Below are 24,155 nucleotides of genomic sequence, written 5' to 3'. Positions count from 1 at the left end.
ATATCAAGCCTCTAAAAATAGGTCACACAACCATTTGATCGCTTGATCATTCATGTTGGGCTTGTTCCACACCAAGCTATACGCCACTTTGCCGTAATCAAAAGGCAAGGGTTTGCTCACTAAGCCCTGAGCTTGCTTAGCATGTTCAGCCCACTGTTTAGAGCTGGTGAATAGGAAAGGCGTGTGGTGACACAGTACAGCCGCTGCACCGAAGTCCGCTACCGATATTGCCATATCTCTTGGCTTATGACATTGAACTAAGTTTTGCTCAAAGTAAGGCTGAGACAGTTCGTTATCTAAAATCCCAATGTGCTTGTAATCTAAGTAGCCTTCAATCGTCAGTTCTTGCTGAGCAAGAGGGTGGTCTGCGCCCATCAAACAAACCATTTCGTCTGGAAGAATCGTTTCCCAAACCAACTCCTTATTATCGGTCGGTGGCTGGGAAATATCATGGGGCAATAAGATCAAGTTGATCTTACCGCTAAGCAAAGCATCAAAACCCAGCTGTTGCTTTGAATAGATGTTGAGTTTGGCTTTTGGTGCGAGTTCAGTGGTAATTTTGCTGAGCTTTGACGCGAATACTTCAAAGGTACTTTCGCGCATCGAAAGTGAAAAGCTGCCTTGGTATTCTTGAGGGGTAAAGCTCTTCTGATGAAGCAGTCCGTTCATGCTTGAAAGAATCGCGTGAACAGTCGGAGCTACCTGCAAGGCAAATGGCGTCGGGATCAGCTTGGTGCCATCTCGATAGAACAGTTCGTCATTAAGTATGTCACGTAGTTGAGACAAGGTTTTGCTCACACTCGAAGGGCTTACACAGAGTTGCTCTGAGGTTTGAGTAACGCTGTGGGTATTCAGCATAATATGAAGCGCAGTGAGGTGCTTAAGGCTGACTCTAGATAAGTGTAAGTAATCCATTTATGACTCATACATTGAGAATGGCTTGATATTTGGTGCAACACACAAAACAACAAGCCAATCTGACAAAGGTTATTAACGAGCTAGTTTATGGTGCGCTCGTGAAAAGTGGCCAGCACAAAATGCACCGACAATCGATAGTTCACCCGCCAAACACAGTGCAGCACAAACTTCAGCGAGTGCTTGTGATTTACCGTTGCCATGAAGCCCAAGCAAGTCCAAACATGCTTTTTGACTTGGCAAGCTGGTACCACCGCCAACAGTCCCTAGCATTAAGTTAGGCAGTGTGACGCTCGCGTACAAACCGCCTTCTTTATTGAGTTCCATACGAGTCATACCAATCGCAGATTCAGCAACACAGGCTGCGTCTTGTCCGCAAGCAATGTAGAGCGCAGCAAGTGCATTTGCATAGTGAGCATTAATACCAATCGTGCCGCTCAAAGCACCACCGACTGTGGTCATTTGTCCGAACTGCACCATTTTCTCTGGTGTGGTGTGGAGGTGCTTAGCGACAAGCTCGGCAGAGATATTAACCTCGGCTGTGACCTTTTTACCACGAACGCTGCGCAAGGTTTGAGTATTGGCTTTTTTATCGCCTGACAAGTTACCATCTAAGAAAGCATGATCGGGCTTAACCGGCGTATTTTCTATGATGTACTCAAAGACTGCATTGGTGGCGATGGTCACCATGTTTTGACCAGAAGCATCACCAGTTAGAAATTCAAACACCAAATAAACATGGTTACCTTCGATGTTGATATTGATGTCGGTAAGCTTGCCATGTGATGTTGTTGATTCAGCCAAGGTTTTAAATTGGTCATATTGGGTCACAGCCCAAGCCACAAACTGTCCGGCTTCAACTAATCCTTGGAATGCGAAACCAGGAGTACGTGTTACACCTTCATTGAGCAACATAGCACTTGCGCCACCACATGCCGTAATCAACTTAGAACCACGATTGTAAGACGCAACAAGCGCTGCTTCTGTAGTTGCGAGTGGGACGAGGTAATCGCCCGTAGCAAATAGGCCATTGACTCTTAAAGGGCCAGATATTCCCACAGGGACTTTAACTGTGCCGATAAAGTGCTCAATGTTTTTCTCATAAGCTTGGACCTGACTTTGTGTATGAGGGTCGAGGAGCTCTTGTTGAGAATCTAAATTGTCGAGAGCTGTCCAGCGACGTGCTAGATTTTTTTCTGTCAGATAGGGGCTAGGTGTCAGCTTATTTACTGGCTTTTCAAAATGAGGCTGAAGCTTTTTTTCTAATGCGTCTGCGGAGATGTCGCCTCCTAAAATAGAAACATAGTCACGGCGATGCAGATTTAGTTTTGGCATAAATAGTATGAAGTAAAGTTTGTGCAGCAAATTGGTTTGCGCTGATTCTACCGAGTAATAAGCCAGAAACAAGCGCCTGATATAATGAGTTACAGTTTGTATGGGTTTAGCAGCAATTTGTTCGCCTAAGCAAGACAACTTCGTCAAAAAATGCTCACTATGAGATTGAACTAGATATGGATATCGAGAAGGCTGCCGATGGCTTCGTTTTGACGATCAATCACACTCGCACCAACGCGGTTATAACTTGCGCTTTGAGTCAGTTTTATAAGTGCATCAGTTGAGGATGAAGATGGTTCCGGTTCTTTCTCTTTAAACGAAATGGATTGTTCAGGTTCTATTTGGTTAAAGCTGAAATCGCTAGTTTGGAAAGCGTCATCGGACTCTAGAGAGTGTTTGGAGGCTTGGTTGAGCTCAATTGCGGCTTCTTCAGCCATGTTGGTTGACTGCTGAATAATGGCGTAACCAGATTGAATACCAGATATCGACATAGCAGAACCTTTTATTGACGTATTGAATGAGTCTAGGCGGACGATATTTTGAGCGCAATGGTTAACAGGTGAAATTTACGGTGAAACGGTGAACTTAAGCTAAAATAGTGACGTCTGTCTATTAATTAAACAGGTCATTTAGTGCGTTTAACTCTTCATCAGTAAGCAGAGAAGGCTGGTCCGTCTCAAGGTTGCCGTCGATTTCACCTTGAAGTGCTTTCAATTGCTGTGGGCTAAGAAGCTGTATTTGCTGCTTAAATACTTCAAATTGCTGTGTATTCATAATGTGACCTTTGTTCAAATCCATATGCTCTATAGAGCATAGCCTACTGATTCAGGAAATCAAACAAGATTAAGTGAATATTAAATGAAGTTTGAAGTTTCCTAAAACTAAGACAACTATAAATTTCTGTGGTCGTTTTTTGTCCGAGAAATGTTAGGCAAAGTTATGGTTGGGTCAATCAAAGTCAGAGAATTCCTACAATGTAAAAATCCCCGCATCCCTTGTAATGAAAGGGTAGGTAAGCAATTGCTCTACCCAGTTTGGGGTATGGATAGAGCAATGTATAAACACACTCAATGATCAAAAGGTGAACGATTGGCGGTATCTTTTTGTTTTTACAGTATTTTGTTTGTTGTTCAAGAAGCTTCTGTTTCAAACGGCTTATCTATCTTTACCTTAACCGCAAACTTGGTCGCTAAGGTATGCAATTCTGGAAGCATTCGATAGATCAAATGCAGCTGTTGTAGAACCATTCTGACAGAACTCTCGTCTTCTTCTCGCCACTCACTCAGACGTTTATCCAGTTCAGGGTCGTAAGCGTTTTTCACTTCACACTGTTCTTGGTGGGAGTAGAGTTGATCATTTAGAGCGTCGAGATGTTCATGTATTACTCTGTGTGCATCTAATACTAGTTTATGTGTTGCTTCATCATCGATACGCGTTCTGTGAGCACCTAGAGCAGAGATATAACTGAGTAGAGCATGATTAAGGGTTAGGAATCGGAAACTCTCATCTTCAGAGGTACGATACTTACCTGGTTCAACCAACATGCTACTGATGGCCGCAGTCAGGTTGGCATCGTTATTGTGTGCACTGCGGCGCGCAATACGGTAATTAAGGGTGTCTTTTTTACCTACACGATACTGGCCAATGATCTGAGCGAGATAGTTCTTATTGGAATCGAGCGCATCTGCCATGACTTTGTGCAATCGCTTTGATTGCCAATCAGGCAACACGTAAATGACAGCAAGTACGGCGAGGGCACAACCGATAAAGGTATCCGCTAGTCTTGGCAATACCACCGCGTAGCCTTCCCCTAATTGGTTAAAGCAGAAGAGTACAAGCAGCGTGATAAAGCCGGTCGCGAACCCGTAGTTATTGATTCTGAATGCAAAGAACATCACGCCACTGATCACAATGAAAACTAACTGGCTCTCTTGAGACGGGAAGAAGGTCAGTAGTGGTACGCCAATCAACAAGCCTGCGACGGTGCCAATGACACGAGCCGTCAGCTTTTGACGGGTTGCACTGTAGTTTGGCTGGCATACAAACAGTGTCGTCAGCAAGATCCAATAGCCACGCTCTATGTCAAAACCTTGAATGATCCCGTAGCCGAGCGTCAATGTGATTGCCATACGAATCGCATGACGAAACAGCATCGAGTCGGTATTCAGGTTGGCTTTGATCTTGTGCCACATTGCCGTCAAAGTATGAGGGTTGGTATCGTCCAATACATCTTCTTCCAACTTTTCCGCATCCGGGTTACTGATATTCGAGAGCTGCTTTTCGACGGTAGCGAGGTTATTGAATAAGTAATCCAATTGGTTGAGCAGTGATTTCCACTCGGGCTTGTTCTGTTGGTTAAGATGGTTAAGCGAAGACATTAACTCATCAAGTGCTAATACAGATTTATCGCCATGCTGGTATTCAGCTCCGACTTTCAATGAGCTCGCCACTTCTTTACAGGCTGTGGCTTGGGCTTCGAGTAGATACTTGAATCGAAACAACACATCAGAGCGTTCAAAGTGCTTTGCCAGCTCTTGATAGCGGTAGTGGGTAGAGCTCACGCGCTCATGAATGTCTTGTGCGATGAAATAGGTATTTAGGAATCGGTCACTCGGACCATCAATGTGTCCGCGCTTAGACCGGTTAAGCAGTGTTGCTTTACACATGTTGAGTGCATTAACGGTACTGGCGTTTAACTTAGCTTCAATAATGCGATGTGGCTGAGGAATAAGGTCAGATACAGGGTAGAAGAGTTCCGCTTTTGATCCGATGTAATTGCCGATTTGGTCGAACACCGTGGCTAGGTTTTGCTGTACGGGCTGCATCGGCCAGACAATCTGCCAAATCATCGACATGAAGTAGTACCAAGCGGCGCCGGTTAAAAGTAGAAGCGGTTGAAACCAAAGGTTGGTGCTCTCATGGGCGCCGAGCATGGTATAGATAGCAACAAGCAGCGAACCAAACGCGATACTGGCGTATTTAGGGCCTATTGCACCGAGTATAATAAAAGAGAAGGTTGAAACGAAAAGCCCTATCGCGAACAGCCACGGTGTATCGAACAGGATCTCAATAGAGAAAGCGGCCACAGCGAAACAGATAAAGGTTAGCGTGAGTGCTTTCAAACGCCCGGTAAAGCTGTCGTCACTTTCAGCAAGAGCCGCAGCAATAACACCTAAGATCAAAGGTGTGATGAGTGTGTTTTGTCCATAATACCAAGCAGGAACCACAACACCGAGTAGAGTGATGAGAATTAGTACGCTGTAATTTATGGTTTTATTCGCCCAATAGAGGCGCAATTTGGCTGAGAAGTCCACAGTCGCTCACTTGACACACTAAAACCATAATCCTAACAGAAATCAAGCACAAGAATTTGATACTTATCCATAATTGCCCCTAGATGGTCATGAAAGCATCGATAAGATGTGAGACATTATTAATTCTCACAGCATCATGATATAAATTCAATATTCCCAATTAGAGAGCACACTCCAATGCAGCTAAGCGCTAACAAGACTGCACAGTTTTTTATTCAAAATGAATATCATCAAGTCGAACTTGATGGTCCACGCCTGCTGTTATCTTCAGTAGGCAGTGAAGAACGAATCCCGTTTACTATTTGGAGTGGCAAGATCGCGATAAAACGCGGATTGTTTTGGGGATCGTTACAGTTCTTTGCTAATCAACAAGATGGCAAACAGCGCAGCTGGTTAGTACAAGGTCTACCTTGGGAACAATGCCGTCAATTTGCACGCGCATCGGTTGCTGCTTATCAGAAGTGGCATGACACTCAATGTGAACAATTGGCTGAACACGTTCCTCAATGGGAAGCTGAATTGACACGTCTTGAGCAACTTCCTGCTTTCCTAGCGCATTCTAAAGTTAAGACTTGGGTCGACATGGTTAACTCAAGTTTAGAAAACATGACGATGACTTTAGAAGAAGCGGCGCAGCGTATGCCAAACCGCATTGCTCGAATGCAGCCATGGTTGTCTGAGACGGAAATTAAGCAAGCCGAAAGAAATCAGCAGTGGTTAGAAACAGAAAGACAAAACTGGGAAGTATTGTTTGCTCAATGTGAATCGTCACCACTCAATTTATCTCAGCAATATGCGGTCTTGATGAATGATGATCACAACCTTATATTAGCGGGCGCTGGCTCGGGTAAAACCAGTGTTCTTACAGCTCGCGTCGCGTATTTACTGCAAAGTCATCAAGCTCAAGCTGAAGAGTTGTTATTGCTCGCATTTGGTCGCGAAGCCGCGGAAGAGATGAAACAGCGCCTTAACAGCAAAATTGGTTTATCAGCAGAGAAGGTGCAAGTGAGTACTTTCCACCAGTTGGGTCTAAAGATCCTTAATCAGGTTGAACCTGAACGTGTGGTTATCTCTCCGTTAGCGCTCGATGACAATCAACGCCAAGCATGGTGCATTGATTGGTTGAAAAAGCACTGGATGACGCCGACTAACTTCAAACGCTGGCAAAAGCACCTGTCTAAGTGGCCAATCGCTTATTTAACCGGTGATGACGAACTTGGTAGTCATGTTTCAAACCTCAAGTTGATAGGTTGGCTTGAAAAGCAGCTTGAGCAGTTGAATGCATCGGGTTTATCGAAGAAGGAAGTGCAACAGCAGTTGATTGATCACAGAGACTACACGCGTCTCAACAGCGAGCTTTCACTGTGTTGGCCATGCGTGACAGCATGGCAAAAAGAACTGAAAGAACAGAATCACATCGACTTCTCAATCATGATCAGCCGAGCGACTCAGTATGTCGAAAAGGGCAAGTTTATCTCGCCTTGGAAGTTTATCATGATCGATGAGTATCAAGACATCTCGCCAGATCGCCTTGCCTTGGTTGAGGCACTGTGTAATCAGTCGAAAGCGCAACACCAAGCTTCTATTTTTGCGGTAGGTGATGATTGGCAGTCGATTTACCAGTTTGCGGGCGCAGATGTGGATTTAACGACGGGCTTTAAGGATCGTTTTGAGAGCTCGACGATTCATCACCTAGATACGACTTACCGATTTAACAATCAGTTAGGTGCAGTTGCCAATCGTTTTGTGCAGGAAAACCCGATTCAGCTTCCGAAAGAACTGAACAGCTTCAAACAACAGAAGCAGAAGGCGGTGTACAGTGCGCCAAGCAAAGAAGTTGAGAAGATCCTGGATCAGATTAATAGGCAAGTAAAAGGTAAAGCCAGCAAGTCAGTATTGCTACTTGGACGTAACCATTACCACAAACCAGAATTGCTGGAAGATTGGAAAAAAATCTTCACATCCATCAACATTAATTTTATGACTTGCCACGCCAGTAAAGGCAAAGAAGCAGATTTTGTGATTATTCTTTGTGTTGATGAAGGGCAGTTCCCGACGAAGAAGAAACAGCTGCATATTGATGGCGCATTGACTGAATCATCAGACGCCTTCCCTTATGCAGAAGAGCGTCGCTTATTTTACGTGGCAATGACGCGAGCAAAAGAGAAAGTATGGATCACACACAGTGGCGACGGTTCTGGTTTTGTACAAGAACTGCATGGATCTGATTACCCCGTCGTTCGTAAAAAGTGATGTCACTTGGCGTAGTTGTCTAAGATTAGATCTTCAAGCCCGCTACCTATTCTTATTAGGGCGTAAGATATTATCATTAGGAAAAGGCATAAAGCAGAAGGAATCCGCTATGGAACACGGCTCTATTAACTACATTGAATTTGCTGCGCGAGATATCGCCGCAACTAAGGCGTTTTTCAGCCAAGTGTTTGGTTGGACCTTCGAAGACTATGGCCCTGAGTATTCTGCTTTTGAAGGTAAAGGCTTAATGGGTGGGTTCTATTTAGCGGATCTGGCGTCGAATGCTGAAATTGGCGCAGCGCTGATGGTTTTCTATAGCGAAGATCTTGAGCAAATCGAGCGTGACGTGCTTGATGCTGGTGGCGAGGTAAATCGTGAGATATTTAGTTTCCCCGGCGGGCGACGTTTCCACTTTAGAGAGCCAAGTGGCAACGAAATGGCGGTATGGAGTGACAAGTAGCGAGTTAAGGTTCTGGTGAACAAAAAGCCTGCGATGAAGCAGGCTTTTTAGTCTTTGACGTTATTTTGGTTCTTAACTAAGCGTTTTTCTTAGTTCTTAACGAAGCGATCTGCTTAGTTAAGAGCGCTGAACCATTAAGTTCGCTCAGCTAGGTACGCTTCGTAGTCTGGGATCTCAATGATCACTTCTTCTTCAAGCAGTGAAGAGTTAAATAGGAAGTTAGCGGTAGCGCGGTTGGTTGCCACTGGAATGTTCCAAACACTTGCGATACGAAGAAGTGCTTTTACATCTGGGTCATGTGGTACGGCATTCAATGGATCCCAGAAGAAAATCATCATATCGATCTTACCTTCAGAGATAAGCGCACCAAGTTGTTGGTCACCGCCCATTGGGCCGCTGATCATGCTCTTAATTGCTAGGCCTGTTTCTTTACTGAGTAGAGAACCCGTTGTGCCCGTTGCATAAAGGAAGTGCTTTTGTAGTTTTTCTTTGTTCTCTTTGACCCATCTAAGTAGCTCAGGTTTGAAATGGTCATGAGCGACCAAAGCGATATTCTTATGCGTTGGCATAGTACGCGTCGTTTTTTGCATGAATGTTCCCTAAATGATTGTTTCGTTTTTATTGTTTTGAGTTCTTCAGCCAATATAGCACTAAGGGTTCACACTGAATACCGGACGAAACTCAGAAGGTGACAATGAGTCGGCGATAATTTGATCTTTGAGTGTTGCAGGTGTCAGTGCTTCAATTATGGGTGCACTGTGTTGTTCATAAGGTTGACCGCGTAAGTAACTGGTGGCTTGTTTTACCGATAAGCGACCTTGCTCAACCATTTTATCTGTTGGTGCAAAAAGCACCTTGTTACGAAGCAAGCCACGGTAGGTTCCGTGACTTAGGTAACTTGAAATTAATCCAATTTCTTTGGTTTTACCGGCTGCTCTCAGCTCACTTATCGCAGCTTCAATCGCGACTGCGCTTCCGACAATATATTGAATATCCGGCTGCTCGATGACTTGTTGTACTAAGTTTCTTTGCAGTTCTTTATCGTTGTCTGCCCAATAGCTTATCGCAATTTTGATATCGCTCGATTTGATTGCATCATAAAACCCAAGAGCTACAGGCTTAGTACCGCCACTTGATTGTGGGCCAAGTAACAAGGCGATAGGTGTTTCGCCGGATCCTTTCGGATGTCGTTTCGACAAAAACTCTCCGACTTGAAATCCCATTTGATACCAGTCGACACCGACCGTACCTTTCAGTACCTTCTGTTGTTCTTCATTGACGGTTAACTCATTCACCGTAGCAAACACAGGCGTCGAGCCAACCCAATCCGTAAGATTGTCATGGTAAGCATCGGGTGAAACTGTGCCCAAAATAATGGCATCGGCTCCCCATTGTGTGCAAAGCACCAGCTGTGAGGCTTGCTTACCAATGTTTGGGTACCCGCCAGCTTCTAATACTCTTAGCTCAACTTGCTGCTTTTCTGCTTCAGAGACCATGCCGTAGTTAACAGACAACCAGTAAGAATCCTTTAGGTGCGGATAAATGGCACAAATTTTCTCTTTATGTGATGTGGCTTCGGCAGGTTTTATTGGGCTCAAAGGCTCGCTAGCACTCGCGACAGAGGTTACTGAGGCCAGTAGTGAGAGAATGATTTTTGAAGCTAAAGGTCTAGATAGCATGAATTGCCGTTTTATTGGTTTTAGATAAGAAACACTGCAAAATATAGCGTATTCTGCATGGGTAAAGAAGAACGTTTTAAGGTTTAAAGTTTATGTTGTTAGCCTCAGCGAGTATTGGACGCAAGTTACTGGCCTCATTCTTAGTGATGGCACTGTTGGTTCTATTGTCTGCATTGATCGGTGTTTCTGGTTTTAGCTTTGTAGCAAAAACGGAAAGAAACGTCGTCGATTCAGCGCTTCCTGCCATGATCGAAGCTCGTCAAGTTTCTGAGTTGAGTAACCGTATTATTTCGTCGGTACAAACGCTTTCTAATGCGAGAAACGAGGCCGAACGGAAAGAGGCTGGCACTGTGTTGTTTGGCCAGCTTGAAGCACTTCTTCAGCATATCAAAGAGCTTGGTGTCGACAGTTTTGATTCCCAACTTCTCAATAAACTCGAAAACAATGTTCAAAGCGTTATTAACACACTGGCTGAACTGGGTGTCTCGGTCGAACGTAAGCTTTGGTTAAGCAAGGAATTGACGTCTCGTGTTGAAGAGATGCGTCTACTCGCAGAAGAGTTAGAGCAGCTCACGCGAACCCAAGTTTTGAACACGGCTACCATTGCGGTTGCTAACGTAACGCACATCTACGACCTGCTAGAAACCAAAGAAACCGATAGAGCCTACCAAGCCTTAGACGCACTTGTTGAAGTTGATCTTGATTTGTCTGAGCGCCTGCACGAATTGCATTTGCTGGCGTTCAAGATGCTCAATCAAATTGAAGAAACTCAGACCGTCACCAATGTTGAACGTATTCATCAAATCCAGTCTGAGTTCGAATCCAACCTAAGAATCATGGCGCGCCGCGTCAAAGCGGTGGAAGATCCGACTCGTTCTGCGCAGATGTCTCAGTTGCTTGAAGAGTTGAGAAAACGCCAGGTCGTGTTCGATATCTCGCTAGAACAATATGAGAACACCAAGAAGTCAGAGTTTCTGATGCAAAATACGTTGGAGCTGTTCTCTCAGCTGAATACAACGGTTAACCAACTGGTTGATGATTCAAACCGAAGCACAAAAAAAGCGGTTGATGAGCTAACGTCAACCTTGAACTTGGCTCAATGGTCGCTGTCTGTGATTTCGGTTATTGGTTTGGTTATCGTCGCATTTATCGTTTGGCGAGTGGTGTATATCTCGGTTGTCAAACGCCTTACTGAATACTCATCTGCCTTGATGTCTATCGCACAAGGTCGCCTGAATATTGATATCTCGGTTAAGGGTAATGATGAGTTAGCTCATATGGGCGAGGCAATCATCACCGCCAGAAACACCGCGCAAGCATTACAAGTGGTCGCGGTTGGCGAAGCTAAGGCAAAACGTGAGCTGGAAGAGCACAAAGAGCACTTAGAAGAGTTGGTCACAGACCGAACCTATCAACTGCAAAAGACCAATGAGAAGTTGAATGTCGAGGTGGGTAACCACGCTAAAGCTCGCAATGCGGCAGAACAAGCAAGCCGTGCCAAGTCTGCTTTCCTCGCGACGATGAGTCATGAAATACGAACGCCAATGAATGGCGTATTAGGCACGGCTCGATTGCTTAAAGATACCGGCTTAGACCCGCTGCAATCAGGCTATGCGGACATCATTAACCGCAGTGGTAAGAATCTACTCGCGATTTTGAATGACGTACTGGACTATTCAAAGATCGAAGCGGGACATCTAGAAATACGCGCGGCTTCTTTTGACCTTTACCAGATGGTTCAAGATACCTATCAGTTAATGGAAGGGCGCGCCGCTGAGAAGAAGCTTAATTTTGATTTTCACATTGAAAGTGATGTGCAACGCTATTGGCGTGGTGACGTAACGCGAATCAGTCAAATCTTGAATAATTTAGTCGGAAACGCGATTAAGTTTACGGAAAGTGGCTCGGTCGATATCTTTATCAGCTTAGATATCGAAGATGAAAATCGAGTGATGTTTGAAGTGTCAGATACCGGTGTCGGTATTGACGCTAGCGAACAAGCTTGTCTGTTTGATGCCTTTACTCAAACCAATAGCGGTCGCAACAAAACCGGTGGCACAGGGCTTGGATTAGCGATCAGTAAAAGCATCATGTTGGCAATGAATGGTGACATTGGTGTTCATTCCGAAGAAGGCGAGGGCAGTCAGTTTTGGTTCTCATTGCCACTTGAAGTAGGTGAGAAAATTGAAACGAAAGCAATGGTTATTGAAGCTTGTATCCGAGCGAAGGTACTTCTGATTGAAGACAACCCTGTGAACTGTATTGTTGCCGAAGGCTTTTTGAATAACCTGGGCCACGATGTTGTGATAGCGACAACCGGACAAGAAGCGAGAGTAATATTCAGTGAACAAGAGTTTGATATTGCGCTGGTGGACATCAATTTACCTGACTGCGATGGCGTCGAGTTAATTCAACAACTCAAAGACGATGCGCTTCAGCATGAGCATGAAGAAAACGTAACACGCAAAGTACCACCAATGATCGCAGTATCGGCTCACGTGTTTAACGAAGAAGTGGAAAGCTACTTGTCGTCTGGCTTTGATGGCTTCTTGCCTAAGCCGCTAGAGAAGGAAGCACTTTCTCAGCTCATTGTTGCTCAACTCGATGGTAAAACACTATTGTTGCCACAGCCTGATCCAAACGATGCTGTTTGTAAGCAAAACGGTAACCGTATGATTAAGGGTAACCGTATGATTAAGGGTAACAGTGATGAATGCTCGACACAGATGGTAGATGTTTTAGCCAAGTACACGACGACAACTGATTCCCAAGATGAAGGAGACACTCCAGTGAAACTGATTGATTCCAAAGTGATAGAGGGTGACTTGTCGATTCTTGGATTGGATAAAATGAAACAGATCGTTGTGCTGTTCGAGGAGAGCAGTAACCTTACCTTGAATGAATTAGTTGAGGCAAGCGAAGCTGATAACGGACGAGAAGTGAAGTCTTTGGCGCATAAGCTCAAAGGATCGGCGGGCAGTTTGGGTTTATTAGCGCTGTACAATTTGTGTCAGAGTATTGAAGCTAGCGAACAACCATTGTTACAGTACCGAGATAACGACCACGCTTTATCTGAATTGGTTAAAGACTCGTTAGAGTCGCTACTAACTTATGTTTCCGCTTAATGACGTGAGCTTGCTTTAAACTTGATCTAATCAACAAGTCAAAAAAATCCTCTGGACGAATATTCGTCAGAGGATTTTTTATACCGCGCAAGTCAGCGTTCTTTCTGAAAGGCTAACCATTCAAAGCTAACCAAGGCTTATCGCTTACTACCTATTTTCAAAGCGGTTGTAATCCAACAAGCCAAACTCGATCGGTTGGTCTTGTTGATACCAACGATGCACGCGATCACTGAACGGCCAGAACTCGCTAGAACTGCGTCGTACCGCAAACTTATCCAGCAGCGCCACGTAATCTTCTTCTGTGTTTAAGTTTTGCAGCGTTTTCACCAGAGTCGGTATCTCGCTTTCGGTTAAAGACAGGTAGGCGGCAGGGTAGCTACCGACAACGCCTCGTACGAGTGTTAAGTCATCATTGGCGTAATCGCGGTTACCTTCTTCATTAAACAAGCTTGAAATGTTGCTGTGAGCGTTATTGTGAATCATGGTGAACAGTTGTTCTTCGCCGTTTTTGCCTTCAATCATGATCATCACTAATTGAGGAACATGACGCAGGCCGACTCCCTTTATCAAATTCACTTGGTTAAGCAGTGCTTCGTTCTTTCGACCAAAACCTGTTTCGACAATATCAAAACGACTATCGAGGACAGGCGCGAGCTTATCTTTGATCATATTGAGCAGTTCACGCTTAGGATCGGCCGTTTTGTAAACCACACTTGTTGGTTGGTCGAAAGGGGCGATATTGCGTTGCAAGTAATCGCTCAGTTGTGCACTTTGGTTTTTGTACCAGCTTGAGTGTTCAATATGGCGAACATCTTTAGGAAGAAGGGTTAAGAAGTTACTCTCGCCCTCAAGGCGCAAGAAGTCCATAAACATGCGCGTAATCAGCTGGTGGCCGAAGTTTCCGTACACATCGAAACCTGCTACAAGAAGGTAATGAATGCGCTCTAGTAAGGCGTAATCAAGGATCCATGCTGTCTTAGGCTGTGAACCAACTAAACCCTGAACTACCGAAGCGCTATCGAAGTGTCTAAAGATGGTGAGAGCGGCATTTTGGTTGATGCCATCGCCATCCCAAATTATACCGGTGTCTAGGTTCACGCCACTATCGAACCATTGGTTGGTGAAGTCTGATTTCGCATTTAGGTATCGAGCCTGTTGCTTAGAGTAGCGCACCCAGTTAGTCGCTGGTACGGTGTTACTTTTCAGTTCACTGGGGAGTTTTAAGTTTTTCTTCTGGCTGGCGTAGAAAGCGTTTATTTCTGGTAAATCGGCTTTCTCTGGATCAATGAAGAAAACCCAAAAACGGTCGTTAATCACATTCAAGGCAAGTTGACCACGACACACTGGCCCTTTGATAAAAGCCATGATGGTGTTTTGCGCATTGTCCAACATGAAATGGAAGCGCGAGTTCACTGGCAGCGCTTCAAACGAAGTCATAGGGTTAGCTGCGACATCAATGTTGTAGCTAGGGAGTTGTTTCACAGAGTAATTAGCATCGACAAACCAAGTGTTCCACTTTTGTAGTCGCTCTTTATTGAGTGCGAAAGGCATGTGCGTTTTGTCGACGATGGTGCCTTGTTCTGGAATCAGGCGGTAGTAAACACGTTCTACTTTTGGATCGTCGTAAGGGCGACGAGTCGTGATGCGCTGCACCGCTTCACCTGGAGGCGTTGCAGAGCGGACAAGTGTGAAGAAACGCGTTGGCTGCGCCAAATCAGAGAAGTAGACATGCGATAGAAACAGGTGCTCATAGATGTAACGTGCTGAAAGTTGGCTTTTATTGTCACTCTTATTGAGAAAGCTTTCGTAGACATTAACGAGCTCTTGCTCCGCATCATTCAGTGGAATGTGGTCGTTCATTAACGCGCCATTTTCCAACCAACTCATTAAAGTCGCGTATTCTGTTTTATCTAAGTTCGGCATCCCATAAGGCATCCCCCAAGTCGGGTAATCTCTCTCGTATTGGGCATACTCCTCAATAGTTGGGCACTGTTGGTCGCGGTCGGTTGAAAAGTCGAAACCTTCAAGCTGGGTTTGATCTGGAAGTGGGTGGTTCTCTTTTTGGATCAACATTCGAGAAACAAGACCAGCATCCAGGTTAGCCGTTGAGTTCTGCATACGTTCGTTGAGAACTGGATGAAAATCCGCATCGCGCCACTCTCGTGTGGTTAAAGCATCTTCAAACAAGCGAGTAGGGGCTGAGGCGGTTAAACGGGTGCCTTGATAAACGAGTGCTTTGCTCGCACCTCGGTCTATACCTTCTACCGAAGACATTTTGAGCTGGCAAGGTGCGTCATAGCAAGCGTGACAAACCACACATCGGTTATCAATGATGGGCTTTACTTCATCAATGAAGTGCTGTGCTTGAGCCGACAGAATAGGCGCTTGGCGATCGCGAACTTGTTGTTTACCAAACAGTTCGTCGAAGTTTAAACCCGCGTAGACGGCACAACCTGAGAAGACGCTAACAAAAGCTAAAATGAAGAGTTTTTTCAAATTCATACGTATTTATATATTAAGCATTTTCTCTAATTATATCGAAAATGATTGAAAATGCTCATGTTCTAACAATCTTATAGATAAGTTCTTGATGGGACTGAGCAACTTATCGAGGTGAGTCACTCACCCGAGTTTGGAGTGTCGAACTAAGGCTTACTGATTGACGTAACAAACAGAGAAAGGGACAGATAATCGCTCAAACTCTTTGATCCAGCGCCATTGGTTGTCTTGCAGTTTGTCTCCGGGGCCTTTGACTTCAACCCAGTGAAACTCTTTGTCCTTGAATGTAATCAAATCGGGCATCCCAGTTCTAAATAGCTTCAAATCACTCAATATCACTTTGAAAAGATCAACAATCAAGGCGTTGGGAATAGCCTCCATACTGTGCTCGACGAGTGATCTGGGGAAGTAGTTCCAATTAACAAATGGATTGGCGATACCGCGCTTCTGGTCATAGATATTGAGTAACTGGTTCAGCTCATGCTTGAATATAGTCTGAAACACCGCTTCGACCTGTTCGGCTCGCTTGTCTACAAAATCGGAATGGTACAGATCCAGTGGTCGATGTTGGTATCGATTGATAAAGGCGCCTTCAACATCTGCAAAAATGACCTCCCAAAAGGCTAAACCAAATAAGCCACATAGAAAACTGTTCTCAGAGAAGTAAACATCCCATCCTTGGCTTTCAAAGTGTTGCTTTACTGCAAGCTCAACCCGCGTTTGGCTGAGGTCTAATTCCAGCTTTATCTCTTTGCAGCTCGGTTTTATGGTTCGTGAAACTTTGTGCCCCTGTTTCCGCAGTAGCTTGTCTTCAAGCTTAATAGCGACTTCCAACTCTGACACATCCGATGGAGTAGCTTTCATTTGCGTGACAATGTCACACATTAAGTCTAGCTCACTTTGTTTGTCGTAGATGCGAGCAAGTCGCTCTCTGCTGGGTGGAAGTGTAGATTGCTTGAACCAAAAGACAGCTTGGTCGTTTAGGCTAAGCCTTTCAAGATCGCGAGCAATATCATTGATCAAACGCGATCGTTTTCTGGCAATGCTTCTGTGTTCTGATTCCGCAGGTATCGACTGTAAAAGCTGCTCAAGAAACTCACTGTCTTTGCGATCACCTTCTGAATACAAGCGTTGAACATCGCGCATCTGGAACAATTGATTGAGTTGCTCTCTGGAAGTGAAGAAGCGGCGCTGCTTGCTTAATGAATAGTTCTCAAAGGTATTGAGCCCAAGATCGCTTAAGACGAATTGGCTTAAGTCTTGATAAGTATTAGCAAAAAACAGTAACAGCAAGACATCAATAACTTCAGATTCGACAACGTAAATACAATCGAATGCTAGGCTTTGGAACTGATCAAAAGGTTGGTGATCGAGCAACGCCAAGAGTTCGTCTTTCTTCGCAGTTTTGTTGCTCTTAAAGGCAGGGAATAAATTCAACAGCTCTGGTTTGGTGAGCAAGTGCAATCCGAGTTCGACATTGCTAACGACAAGGTCATGTCGCTCGGCGGGATGACTCAACGCAATAAAGCCTGCGGTGCTGAGCTCTTGTAGTGCGGTATTTAGATCAGTGATCTCAACATAGTTGAGTTTATCGCTGCGAAACCAACGGCCTTTACGAGAAAGCAAACGAATTATTAAGCATTGACTTGAAACGGAAAGACGTTTGTATGCGGACAACCAACGACATTCATCGTCACTCAGAAGATCGGGATAGAGTGTTTGAGCGTGTTCAATCAGTCGATTGAAGTTGTCGAGATAATAAGTAGGGGAGAGCTGAGGAGTGGTTTCTATCGTCAATGGGTTAGTCGCTTGATACAAAAAGAGCCTAACCCTAAGGTTAAGCTCTTCAGTAACAAATTCAATCTTTTCTGACGATTAAGCTTGAGATGCTTTTAGTTCAGAAACTTTAGCTTCAGAGATTGGCTTGGTGACGATTGCAAGAACAATACACACTGCCATCATAGCTGCAGAGATTGTGTAAGCTAGGCCGTAACCTTCGCCGTTTGTCATTGAGTAACCAACAACTGCTGCACCGATAGCGCCGCCGATACCCCATGCCGTGTAAAGCACGCCGTAGTTAGTACCGTAGTTTTTCAGGCCGTAGAACTCAGCAGTAAGTGTTGGGAATACTGCTAGAAGCGTACCGTAACCAACAGCTGCGATAGCCGTGCCAATGATTAGCGTGAATTCAGAGTTGAACGTAGCGAATAGAGCCATGTTCGCACCTTGAAGGATGAACGCTAGAAGTAGAGTACGTACGCCACCGATTTTATCTGCAAGCATACCTGCAGCAACACGGCCGCCTGAGTTGAATACAGCAAGGATAGACGCTAGGTAAACTGCGTTTGGTAGGTTCGCTTGAACGCTAGCAATCGTAGTGATGTTACCGATGATCATAAGACCAACAGAAGCTGCAAATGCGTACATGATCCATAGAGAGTAGAACTGAGGAGTCTTCAGCATTACTTTCCACGTTAGGTCTTCAGTCTTCTTAACTGCCTTAGGTGCTTGGCCTGCTTTTACTTTAGGCTCAGCTGGCGTGTAATCCGCTGGTGGGTTGTTGATTGTTGCTGCTAGAGGTACTGCAATCGCAAGCACGCCGGCACCAAGAATCATAAAGCTTGTTTGAATACCCATGCTGTCGATTAGCGCAGAAGTGAGTGGTGCTAGGTAAATAGCAGCAAGACCAAAACCTGCAGCGATTAGACCGTTAACCATACCTTTCTTAGAAGAATGGAACCATTTCATTGCTGATGGTGAAAGACATGCGTAGCCAAAGCCGATACCAGCACCTGTCATCACACCAAACGTTAGATTTAGCATCATAGGAGTCGTAGCGAAACCAGAAGCAATCATACCGAGGCCAGTAAGCGCTGTACCTAAGATAAGGATCTTACGTGGACCCATACGGTCTTGTAGGATGCCCGCAACAAGAAGACAAACAGAGAATGTGATAGTTGCAATAGCGTAAGGTGCAGATGCTTCAGCAGCACTCCAACCAGCTTCGGTGACTAGCGCCTTGTTAAATACACTCCAAGCATACAGGATGCCAAGACAAAGGTTGATACAGAAGCCTGCTAGCAGGATACGTGATGCTTTATCAATCTTGCTCATTTTTATTCTCAGTTTTGTCGTTGGTCAGTGGTGAGCCACTTAACTAAAGACGGGTTATTGTGATTGTTTCTTCAAAATTAGTTTGCGTTTATCAACAGACAGCGCAAAAGAGCGCGGATTATAACCAATAAAAATGTGATTGGAATCTCTTTTTCCATTTTTGGTAAATAAACTCAAACTTGTTAATAAATTGTTTTTTATTGGTTTTGCAATTGTATTTAATACCTTTCTGTTTTGTTCTTTTTAACGTGGCGAGCCTATTTTTTAAGGTGTTCTTCGATAAGTATTTCTGAATTGCCACGTATTCCGTGCGGATATCACAGAGTTACGAATTATTTTAATTATTTTCTAAGGTTAATTTTGTGTAACAAAATAAATCTAAGTGGAGCTTTGTCCATATGAGACAAGGAGTAACGGAGTTCTATTAAAAACAAAATGTTAACCAGTTGTTACAGTTGGTTTTTGTTAGCACCTTTGCTTGCATTTTGTTCGATTTAAGGGGTTGTGTTGTCCGTGAAAAGTGGGAAAATAGTACGCAAACAAAGATTCCAAATTTGAAAGGATGCGTTTCCAACTTATGGTGAGGCGAGTATTATGAAACTGTTTTTAATTCTATTGATGTCAATTTCTGGTGGTTTAGCGGCAGCTGACCATATTCACTCTTTCTTATTCGGCTTCTATATCGCTGCGTTAGCGGTGGGTAGTTGTTACTGGCTTGCATTCCGCAGCACACGCTTCCCACAGTTGGCTTTGATGCTATTAATGTGTGGCTTCTTCGCGAAAATTGCAGTGACAGTTGTCGGTGTTTCTTGGGGGATCTCGAACGATATCATTCAATCGCCGTTCATTTTCTCATTGTCATACCTGTTCTTCTTAGTGGTTGTGTCTTACGTTTGGTTTGCATACCGCGATAAGTTGACGCTTAAAAAGCGCGCTAAGCAGGTAGAAGAGTCCCGCAAGCAAGCGGCTGCATAATTGCAGACCTAATACAGAATTCTATAAAGAGCCTTCTTCGGAAGGCTCTTTTTGATCTGGCCTTAACTTGAGTGAACTCTAGCTATAAGGCAGATAAAAGAAACCCCAGTATGGTGACATACTGGGGTTTCTTGTTATTTATCTAGCCGCTATCATCTAGCAAATACAGTTCTTAACGCGTGTTACTTCTTCATCAACTTCGCTAGATCGGCAAAGGGATTGTGCGTTGCTGATTGATGGTCGTCTAAACGGGCTTTTGCATCAACACCGTAACGGTCATGATCCGTGTATTTTGAGTGCTCATGATCGTGACAGTACAAGCACAGTAGTTCCCAGTTGCTGCCATCTTCAGGGTTGTTTGTATGGTCGTGATCCACGTGGTGAACGGTAAGCTCTCTCAAGTTTGAGTAAACAAATTCACGTGCACATTTACCACAAACCCAAGGGTACAGTTTCAGTGCTTTTTCGCGGTAGCCTTTCTCTTGGCGAGCGTACGCTGCACTCGAGCCAGTGTAATCTGAAGACATTGCCTAATCCTTATCAATTGTAATGTCCCGATTTTATCACAGCTTTCTTTAACCTGTAGGCATGTCGTGACTAAATCATGTTTCGTACTAACCGTTATGTGGCTTAGGTTTGATTGGGCACTTATCTTTTACGTGTGCTATCTCATAAAGAAGGTTATGTCTTTCTGGAATAAGCCATGCTTAACAGTTTGAAAAGAAATTGTATTTAGGGGTTTTAACCAAGGGAGCGTGACCTAATATCAGTTAAAGCTACCCTATATTAATAAGGAAATATCATGTCAGAACAATACACACCGCCAAAAGTTTGGGTTAACGATGCTGATGGTGGTAACAAGTGGGCAAATATCAATAGTCCTGAATCTGGCGCTCGCTTTGATAAAGAGCTTCCTGTTGGTGACCATGCTTTTCAATTGTATTCCCTTGGTACACCTAACGGTCAAAAAGTCACCATCTTGCTGGAAGAGTTGTTAGCTGCGGGTGTTAAAGAAGCTGAATATGATGCGTACTTGATCAACATTGGTGAAGCTGAACAGTTCTCTTCTGGCTTTGTTGGTGTAAACCCGAATTCGAAAATACCAGCGCTTGTTGATAAGTCTGGTGACGAAGATGTGAATGTCTTTGAATCGGCATCCATCTTGATGCATTTGGCTGAAAAATTTGGTCACTTCTTACCGAAAGAAGGAGCGGCAAGAACGCAAACCATTAACTGGTTATTCTGGGCGCAAGGCTCCGCACCTTTTCTTGGTGGTGGTTTTGGTCACTTCTACGCTTACGCTGATGAAAAGCAAGAGTACCCAATTAACCGTTTTGCGATGGAAGCGAAGCGCCAGCTAGACGTGTTAGACAAACAGTTAGCGAATAACACTTTTGTTGCGGGAGAAGAGCTGACTATTGCAGATATCGCAATTTGGCCTTGGTACGGTAACTTAGTACTTGGCAAAATTTACGACGCAGCAGAGTTTTTACAAGTTGAGTCTTACACCAATGTTGGTCGTTGGGCGAAGCAACTTGAAGCGCGTGAAGGTTTTCAGCGCGGTCGAGTAGTGAACCGTTCATTTGGCGAAGAGTGGGAGCAAGTACCAGAGCGCCATTCCGCGGAAGACATTGACCGAGTTTTAAAGCTACGCCCGTAGTGATTTTAAAACGATAGTCGGCACCAGTATATCTAGAGTTTGTTTTAGCGGCCAACGTTAACTCAAACTCTAGTTTTTTGTTCCTACGGGTTTTTTCCATAGTAAGTCCACTTATTTAGATTTAGCTATTAAAGGCGGTTTAGGTATAAAATCGCGACATCATAATTCTAAAGGATGGTGCCATGTACCACGGTCATATCTATTTCCCTCTGCGCTTTGCAGAGCAGGCAGAAACACTGCGTCAGAAAATTCTATCAGAACGTAAAGATGTGTTAGAGACTTTCCCATTAATACAGCGTTTGGTTGGCCCACATAAGATGCCAATGTTTGAGATTCACTTTGCAAACAAAGAGTCGGGTATTGTTGAATGGCTTGAGCAAGAACGCGGTGATATGTCGGTGCTTATTCACCCGGTAACTGGTGGCGAAGAAACTTTGGATCACACAGTAAGAGCGACATGGCTTGGTCGTGAGTTGGGTGTATTTGAAGACACGCTAAGTAGCTAATTTAATTCGCGCCCGACAGTACGTACCTAATCAACGTACTTAGTAAATATCGCTGCTGTCGGGTGTGCCAGATTCACTAATTTTTTGAACTATATTCTTCTTTAAATAACTAGCTTCTCCAGCTATTCCCTAGTAACAGCGATACCGCTACCGACACGCCTAATGCGATTAATATATTAGGTAAGTACAGTCCCCAAATCGCGACACAAACCGCCACGGTTACTACAGCCCACAACAATGTTTCTAAAATCCAGGTGCCCATAACATTACTCCTAACTAGATTGTGCGACCAGCATAACCAAGCAAGGGTAAACTTTTGGTCACCATCAAATAACCGTTTGGGCAAATCGCTACAGAATAACTTTTACTTTGAACTCATTGTTGTGAGTTTCATGAGTAAACTGCCAACCTTGGTTCAGACAAACACGATCAATGAGCTCTAAGCCGATACCAAAAGAGGTTTGCTGTTCAGAGTCGTTTGCTAGGTTTTCATCTTCTAAACGGTTGATTACCTCAAACAGAGTGTCTGATAGCGTGATGCTAATATCTCCGCTACCGCCGTGTTGGAATGCATTTCGGACTAAGTTGGTGAGCACAACCTCAGTTAACTCGCGCGGCAGGGAATGTTCTTCTTGATCAACCTTGATTTGGATATCTACTTCTTTATTTTTCAAAAGGTAACGTTGGCTTTCGATGATGTTATCGATCAAAGGTTCTAGCTTGATTTGCTCGTAGTTGGTTTCCATCTCGCTATTGCGACTCATCCATAGCAGAGTTGTTACTAAGGTTTTCATGTTGGTGGCTGAACGTTGGATTCGCGCGACCGCTCGTTGGCCACTGTTAGGAATACTTTCAGACAACCGCACCAGCATATCGCCACTGGCTGAAATGGTCGCAATCGGTGTTCTTAGCTCGTGGCTGGCTGCTCTTAAGAAAAAGTTCTCGCGCTCATTGGCCTGTCGTTCGCCTTGAACGCTTTTAACCAGTTGCGAAGCCAACTTATCGATCTCTTTGTACCGAAACTGAGTCAGCCCTTCAGTGTTGTCCACATCCAGAGATTCAGACCATTTTGATAGCGTAATAATCGGTTTGGTGACTCGGTGTATCAAAAGGCGAATGATCAAGAACACCAAGAGCAAGAGTGCCCCGATGGCAATGAAGGCATTGTTAATTTGGTTCACGGAATCGGGTGGGTTGAGCTCGAACAGATTCAAGTAGATGGCTTCATCGTACTCAGAAATGATGTACAAGGCTTCGTCTTTACCAGAAACTTGATGCTTTGCGGCATAGAGGTATTGCCCTGATTCATTGTCAGGTGAAGGCTGGCAATGGTCATAAATAGCGTCGTTATCAAATGCTTCCCAATCAAAGGCTTGTTGAAACTTAGTGGGCAGTTCCGAATAGCTTAGAAAAGCTTGGAATGTCGGGTTTTGATAGTCTGGTAATTGCCCGGTTTCGATGTAACGTTGCTCTGCGACTTCTAATTCATACAGAAATCCATACTTTGCCGATTCATTGAGGCCAATTTGGTAGCTTTGAGACACCATCAAACTGTAGATGGCGGTGAGCAACACGACGATGCCAAATAAGTAGAGGTAGATATCACGTTTAATGCTGACCCGATTCATCGTCGTCTGTTTCATTATGGCTCCTCGTGCAATACGACACCGATGCCGTGTACAGTATGAATTAGCTTTGAATTAAAGGGCGCATCAACTACTTGGCGAAGTTTAAATAAATGTGCTTTAACGCTATCAGAACTTGGCATTTCATCTTCCCATGCTTCTTCAAGCTTGGCTTTGTTCACCACATTAGGGCTGTTTCGCACTAACATTACGAGCATTCGCCAGCATACCGGGGAGAGCTTCAATAGCTTGTCGCCTCTAACAGCTTGGTGCTTGTCCAAGTCCAGTTTGAGATCCGCCACCGACAGAGAAGTCACCGAGCCTTGGGAACGACGCACTAGCGCCATGAGCCTTACTTTTAGCTCTTCCATTGCAAAAGGCTTCACTAGATAATCATCTGAACCTACCTCGAACCCGGCGATTTTGTCTTGTAATGTGTCCCTTGCCGTTAACATAAGGATAGGTGTCGTGACACCTTGCTGGCGAAGAGATTGACAGACATCAAGCCCATCCATTTTAGGCATGTTGATGTCCGTTAAGATGATGTCATAACTCCCCTCTAGCGCAAGATTGAGCCCAGTACTGCCATTGTAAGCAAAATCGAATTCGAAACCGTCGAGTTCCATATAGTCTGCAATGGCTTCTGCCAAGTCACTGTCGTCTTCAATCAGCAGGGCGTTAATACTCATAAGTGT

At 44.4% G+C, this 24,155-nt stretch carries 21 protein-coding genes; 7 read left to right on the top strand and 14 right to left on the bottom strand.

What is annotated here, in order from left to right; genetic code table 11:
* Positions 1-3: 3 nt before the first annotated feature.
* The 5 genes from L3V35_RS21510 to yccS all read right to left on the bottom strand — a co-directional run bounded on the left by L3V35_RS21510 (position 4) and on the right by yccS (position 5,564).
* A complete protein-coding gene (locus L3V35_RS21510; protein WP_065205943.1) occupies positions 4-915 on the bottom strand; it encodes a LysR family transcriptional regulator in 912 nt (303 codons plus the stop codon).
* A gap of 75 nt (positions 916-990) precedes the next feature.
* Positions 991-2,250 (bottom strand): hydroxymethylglutaryl-CoA reductase, encoded by a 1,260-nt coding sequence (locus tag L3V35_RS21505; protein ID WP_237300620.1) that lies wholly within the window; start codon positions 2,248-2,250, stop codon positions 991-993.
* A gap of 170 nt (positions 2,251-2,420) precedes the next feature.
* Entirely contained in the window at positions 2,421-2,741 is a 321-nt protein-coding gene (locus L3V35_RS21500) for a hypothetical protein (RefSeq protein ID WP_004730251.1), read from the bottom strand.
* A gap of 121 nt (positions 2,742-2,862) precedes the next feature.
* Positions 2,863-3,048, bottom strand: coding sequence for a hypothetical protein (locus tag L3V35_RS21495; protein ID WP_004730253.1), 186 nt, complete (start codon positions 3,046-3,048; stop codon positions 2,863-2,865).
* A gap of 332 nt (positions 3,049-3,380) precedes the next feature.
* Positions 3,381-5,564 carry a YccS family putative transporter gene (gene yccS / locus L3V35_RS21490; RefSeq protein ID WP_004730255.1) on the bottom strand — a complete coding sequence of 728 codons (2,184 nt, stop codon included), beginning with the start codon at positions 5,562-5,564 and terminating at the stop codon, positions 3,381-3,383.
* A gap of 177 nt (positions 5,565-5,741) precedes the next feature.
* Between yccS and helD the strand changes: the two genes are divergently transcribed.
* Both helD and L3V35_RS21480 read left to right on the top strand, forming a co-directional pair.
* A complete protein-coding gene (gene helD, locus L3V35_RS21485; protein WP_054547042.1) occupies positions 5,742-7,817 on the top strand; it encodes a DNA helicase IV in 2,076 nt (691 codons plus the stop codon).
* 109 nt (positions 7,818-7,926) lie between these two features.
* Positions 7,927-8,277: a VOC family protein gene (locus L3V35_RS21480; RefSeq protein WP_237300619.1), complete on the top strand. Its 351-nt coding sequence runs from the start codon at positions 7,927-7,929 to the stop codon at positions 8,275-8,277.
* Between the two features lie 134 nt (positions 8,278-8,411).
* On the opposite strand, the gene L3V35_RS21475 is transcribed toward L3V35_RS21480, so the two are convergent.
* Together L3V35_RS21475 and torT are read right to left on the bottom strand one after the other, a co-directional pair.
* Positions 8,412-8,867 carry a methylglyoxal synthase gene (locus tag L3V35_RS21475; RefSeq protein WP_009844869.1) on the bottom strand — a complete coding sequence of 152 codons (456 nt, stop codon included), beginning with the start codon at positions 8,865-8,867 and terminating at the stop codon, positions 8,412-8,414.
* 60 nt (positions 8,868-8,927) lie between these two features.
* On the bottom strand, positions 8,928-9,875 hold the full coding sequence (gene torT, locus L3V35_RS21470) for a TMAO reductase system periplasmic protein TorT (protein WP_237300618.1): 948 nt from the start codon (positions 9,873-9,875) through the stop codon (positions 8,928-8,930).
* On the opposite strand from torT, the gene L3V35_RS21465 reads away from it, so the two are divergent.
* The gene (locus L3V35_RS21465) at positions 9,820-9,984 is read left to right on the top strand and encodes a hypothetical protein (protein WP_228010435.1); all 165 of its coding nucleotides are present in this window, start codon (positions 9,820-9,822) and stop codon (positions 9,982-9,984) included. The genes torT and L3V35_RS21465 overlap by 56 nt on opposite strands.
* Positions 9,985-10,048: 64 nt before the next feature.
* Positions 10,049-13,081 (top strand): TMAO reductase system sensor histidine kinase/response regulator TorS, encoded by a 3,033-nt coding sequence (gene torS / locus L3V35_RS21460; RefSeq protein ID WP_237300617.1) that lies wholly within the window; start codon positions 10,049-10,051, stop codon positions 13,079-13,081.
* A gap of 147 nt (positions 13,082-13,228) precedes the next feature.
* On the opposite strand, the gene L3V35_RS21455 is transcribed toward torS, so the two are convergent.
* The 3 genes from L3V35_RS21455 to L3V35_RS21445 form a co-directional block, all read right to left on the bottom strand.
* Positions 13,229-15,583: a fatty acid cis/trans isomerase gene (locus L3V35_RS21455; RefSeq protein ID WP_237300616.1), complete on the bottom strand. Its 2,355-nt coding sequence runs from the start codon at positions 15,581-15,583 to the stop codon at positions 13,229-13,231.
* Positions 15,584-15,733: 150 nt separating this feature from the next.
* The gene (locus tag L3V35_RS21450) at positions 15,734-17,398 is read right to left on the bottom strand and encodes a VRR-NUC domain-containing protein (protein WP_237300615.1); all 1,665 of its coding nucleotides are present in this window, start codon (positions 17,396-17,398) and stop codon (positions 15,734-15,736) included.
* A 57-nt stretch (positions 17,399-17,455) separates the two neighbouring features.
* The gene (locus L3V35_RS21445) at positions 17,456-18,694 is read right to left on the bottom strand and encodes an OFA family MFS transporter (protein ID WP_017079765.1); all 1,239 of its coding nucleotides are present in this window, start codon (positions 18,692-18,694) and stop codon (positions 17,456-17,458) included.
* 594 nt (positions 18,695-19,288) lie between these two features.
* On the opposite strand from L3V35_RS21445, the gene L3V35_RS21440 reads away from it, so the two are divergent.
* Positions 19,289-19,669 carry a hypothetical protein gene (locus L3V35_RS21440; RefSeq protein WP_054547036.1) on the top strand — a complete coding sequence of 127 codons (381 nt, stop codon included), beginning with the start codon at positions 19,289-19,291 and terminating at the stop codon, positions 19,667-19,669.
* A 182-nt stretch (positions 19,670-19,851) separates the two neighbouring features.
* Here the strand turns inward: L3V35_RS21440 and L3V35_RS21435 are convergent, their stop codons facing one another.
* A complete protein-coding gene (locus L3V35_RS21435; protein WP_004730279.1) occupies positions 19,852-20,196 on the bottom strand; it encodes a YajD family HNH nuclease in 345 nt (114 codons plus the stop codon).
* 275 nt (positions 20,197-20,471) lie between these two features.
* On the opposite strand from L3V35_RS21435, the gene yghU reads away from it, so the two are divergent.
* Positions 20,472-21,329, top strand: a complete 858-nt coding sequence (yghU, locus tag L3V35_RS21430) for a glutathione-dependent disulfide-bond oxidoreductase (protein WP_237300614.1) — start codon at positions 20,472-20,474, stop codon at positions 21,327-21,329.
* A 182-nt stretch (positions 21,330-21,511) separates the two neighbouring features.
* Positions 21,512-21,835, top strand: a complete 324-nt coding sequence (locus L3V35_RS21425) for a DOPA 4,5-dioxygenase family protein (protein ID WP_123302337.1) — start codon at positions 21,512-21,514, stop codon at positions 21,833-21,835.
* Between the two features lie 109 nt (positions 21,836-21,944).
* Here the strand turns inward: L3V35_RS21425 and L3V35_RS21420 are convergent, their stop codons facing one another.
* From L3V35_RS21420 to L3V35_RS21410, 3 genes are all read right to left on the bottom strand, one after another.
* Positions 21,945-22,097, bottom strand: a complete 153-nt coding sequence (locus tag L3V35_RS21420; RefSeq protein ID WP_009844874.1) for a hypothetical protein — start codon at positions 22,095-22,097, stop codon at positions 21,945-21,947.
* 88 nt (positions 22,098-22,185) lie between these two features.
* Positions 22,186-23,478 carry a HAMP domain-containing sensor histidine kinase gene (locus L3V35_RS21415; RefSeq protein WP_237300613.1) on the bottom strand — a complete coding sequence of 431 codons (1,293 nt, stop codon included), beginning with the start codon at positions 23,476-23,478 and terminating at the stop codon, positions 22,186-22,188.
* Positions 23,478-24,149: a response regulator transcription factor gene (locus L3V35_RS21410; protein ID WP_237300612.1), complete on the bottom strand. Its 672-nt coding sequence runs from the start codon at positions 24,147-24,149 to the stop codon at positions 23,478-23,480. Before L3V35_RS21410 ends, L3V35_RS21415 begins: the two co-directional genes overlap by 1 nt.
* Positions 24,150-24,155 lie beyond the last annotated feature (6 nt).

The sequence above is a fragment of the Vibrio sp. L5-1 genome (assembly GCF_021728315.1).
Classification (GTDB): domain Bacteria; phylum Pseudomonadota; class Gammaproteobacteria; order Enterobacterales; family Vibrionaceae; genus Vibrio; species Vibrio splendidus_K.
This window is presented reverse-complemented; position numbering and strand designations above follow the sequence as displayed.

Excerpts from the sequence above, each read along its gene's own strand:
- L3V35_RS21510 (WP_065205943.1), bottom strand. The coding sequence starts at position 915 with ATGGATTACTTACACTTATCTAGAGTCAGCCTTAAGCACCTCACTGCG.
- L3V35_RS21505 (WP_237300620.1), bottom strand. The coding sequence starts at position 2,250 with ATGCCAAAACTAAATCTGCATCGCCGTGACTATGTTTCTATTTTAGGA.
- L3V35_RS21500 (WP_004730251.1), bottom strand. The coding sequence starts at position 2,741 with ATGTCGATATCTGGTATTCAATCTGGTTACGCCATTATTCAGCAGTCA.
- L3V35_RS21495 (WP_004730253.1), bottom strand. The coding sequence starts at position 3,048 with ATGGATTTGAACAAAGGTCACATTATGAATACACAGCAATTTGAAGTA.
- helD (WP_054547042.1), top strand. The coding sequence starts at position 5,742 with ATGCAGCTAAGCGCTAACAAGACTGCACAGTTTTTTATTCAAAATGAA.
- L3V35_RS21480 (WP_237300619.1), top strand. The coding sequence starts at position 7,927 with ATGGAACACGGCTCTATTAACTACATTGAATTTGCTGCGCGAGATATC.
- L3V35_RS21475 (WP_009844869.1), bottom strand. The coding sequence starts at position 8,867 with ATGCAAAAAACGACGCGTACTATGCCAACGCATAAGAATATCGCTTTG.
- L3V35_RS21465 (WP_228010435.1), top strand. The coding sequence starts at position 9,820 with ATGGCACAAATTTTCTCTTTATGTGATGTGGCTTCGGCAGGTTTTATT.
- torS (WP_237300617.1), top strand. The coding sequence starts at position 10,049 with ATGTTGTTAGCCTCAGCGAGTATTGGACGCAAGTTACTGGCCTCATTC.
- L3V35_RS21455 (WP_237300616.1), bottom strand. The coding sequence starts at position 15,583 with ATGAATTTGAAAAAACTCTTCATTTTAGCTTTTGTTAGCGTCTTCTCA.
- L3V35_RS21445 (WP_017079765.1), bottom strand. The coding sequence starts at position 18,694 with ATGAGCAAGATTGATAAAGCATCACGTATCCTGCTAGCAGGCTTCTGT.
- L3V35_RS21440 (WP_054547036.1), top strand. The coding sequence starts at position 19,289 with ATGAAACTGTTTTTAATTCTATTGATGTCAATTTCTGGTGGTTTAGCG.
- L3V35_RS21435 (WP_004730279.1), bottom strand. The coding sequence starts at position 20,196 with ATGTCTTCAGATTACACTGGCTCGAGTGCAGCGTACGCTCGCCAAGAG.
- yghU (WP_237300614.1), top strand. The coding sequence starts at position 20,472 with ATGTCAGAACAATACACACCGCCAAAAGTTTGGGTTAACGATGCTGAT.
- L3V35_RS21425 (WP_123302337.1), top strand. The coding sequence starts at position 21,512 with ATGTACCACGGTCATATCTATTTCCCTCTGCGCTTTGCAGAGCAGGCA.
- L3V35_RS21420 (WP_009844874.1), bottom strand. The coding sequence starts at position 22,097 with ATGGGCACCTGGATTTTAGAAACATTGTTGTGGGCTGTAGTAACCGTG.
- L3V35_RS21415 (WP_237300613.1), bottom strand. The coding sequence starts at position 23,478 with ATGAAACAGACGACGATGAATCGGGTCAGCATTAAACGTGATATCTAC.
- L3V35_RS21410 (WP_237300612.1), bottom strand. The coding sequence starts at position 24,149 with ATGAGTATTAACGCCCTGCTGATTGAAGACGACAGTGACTTGGCAGAA.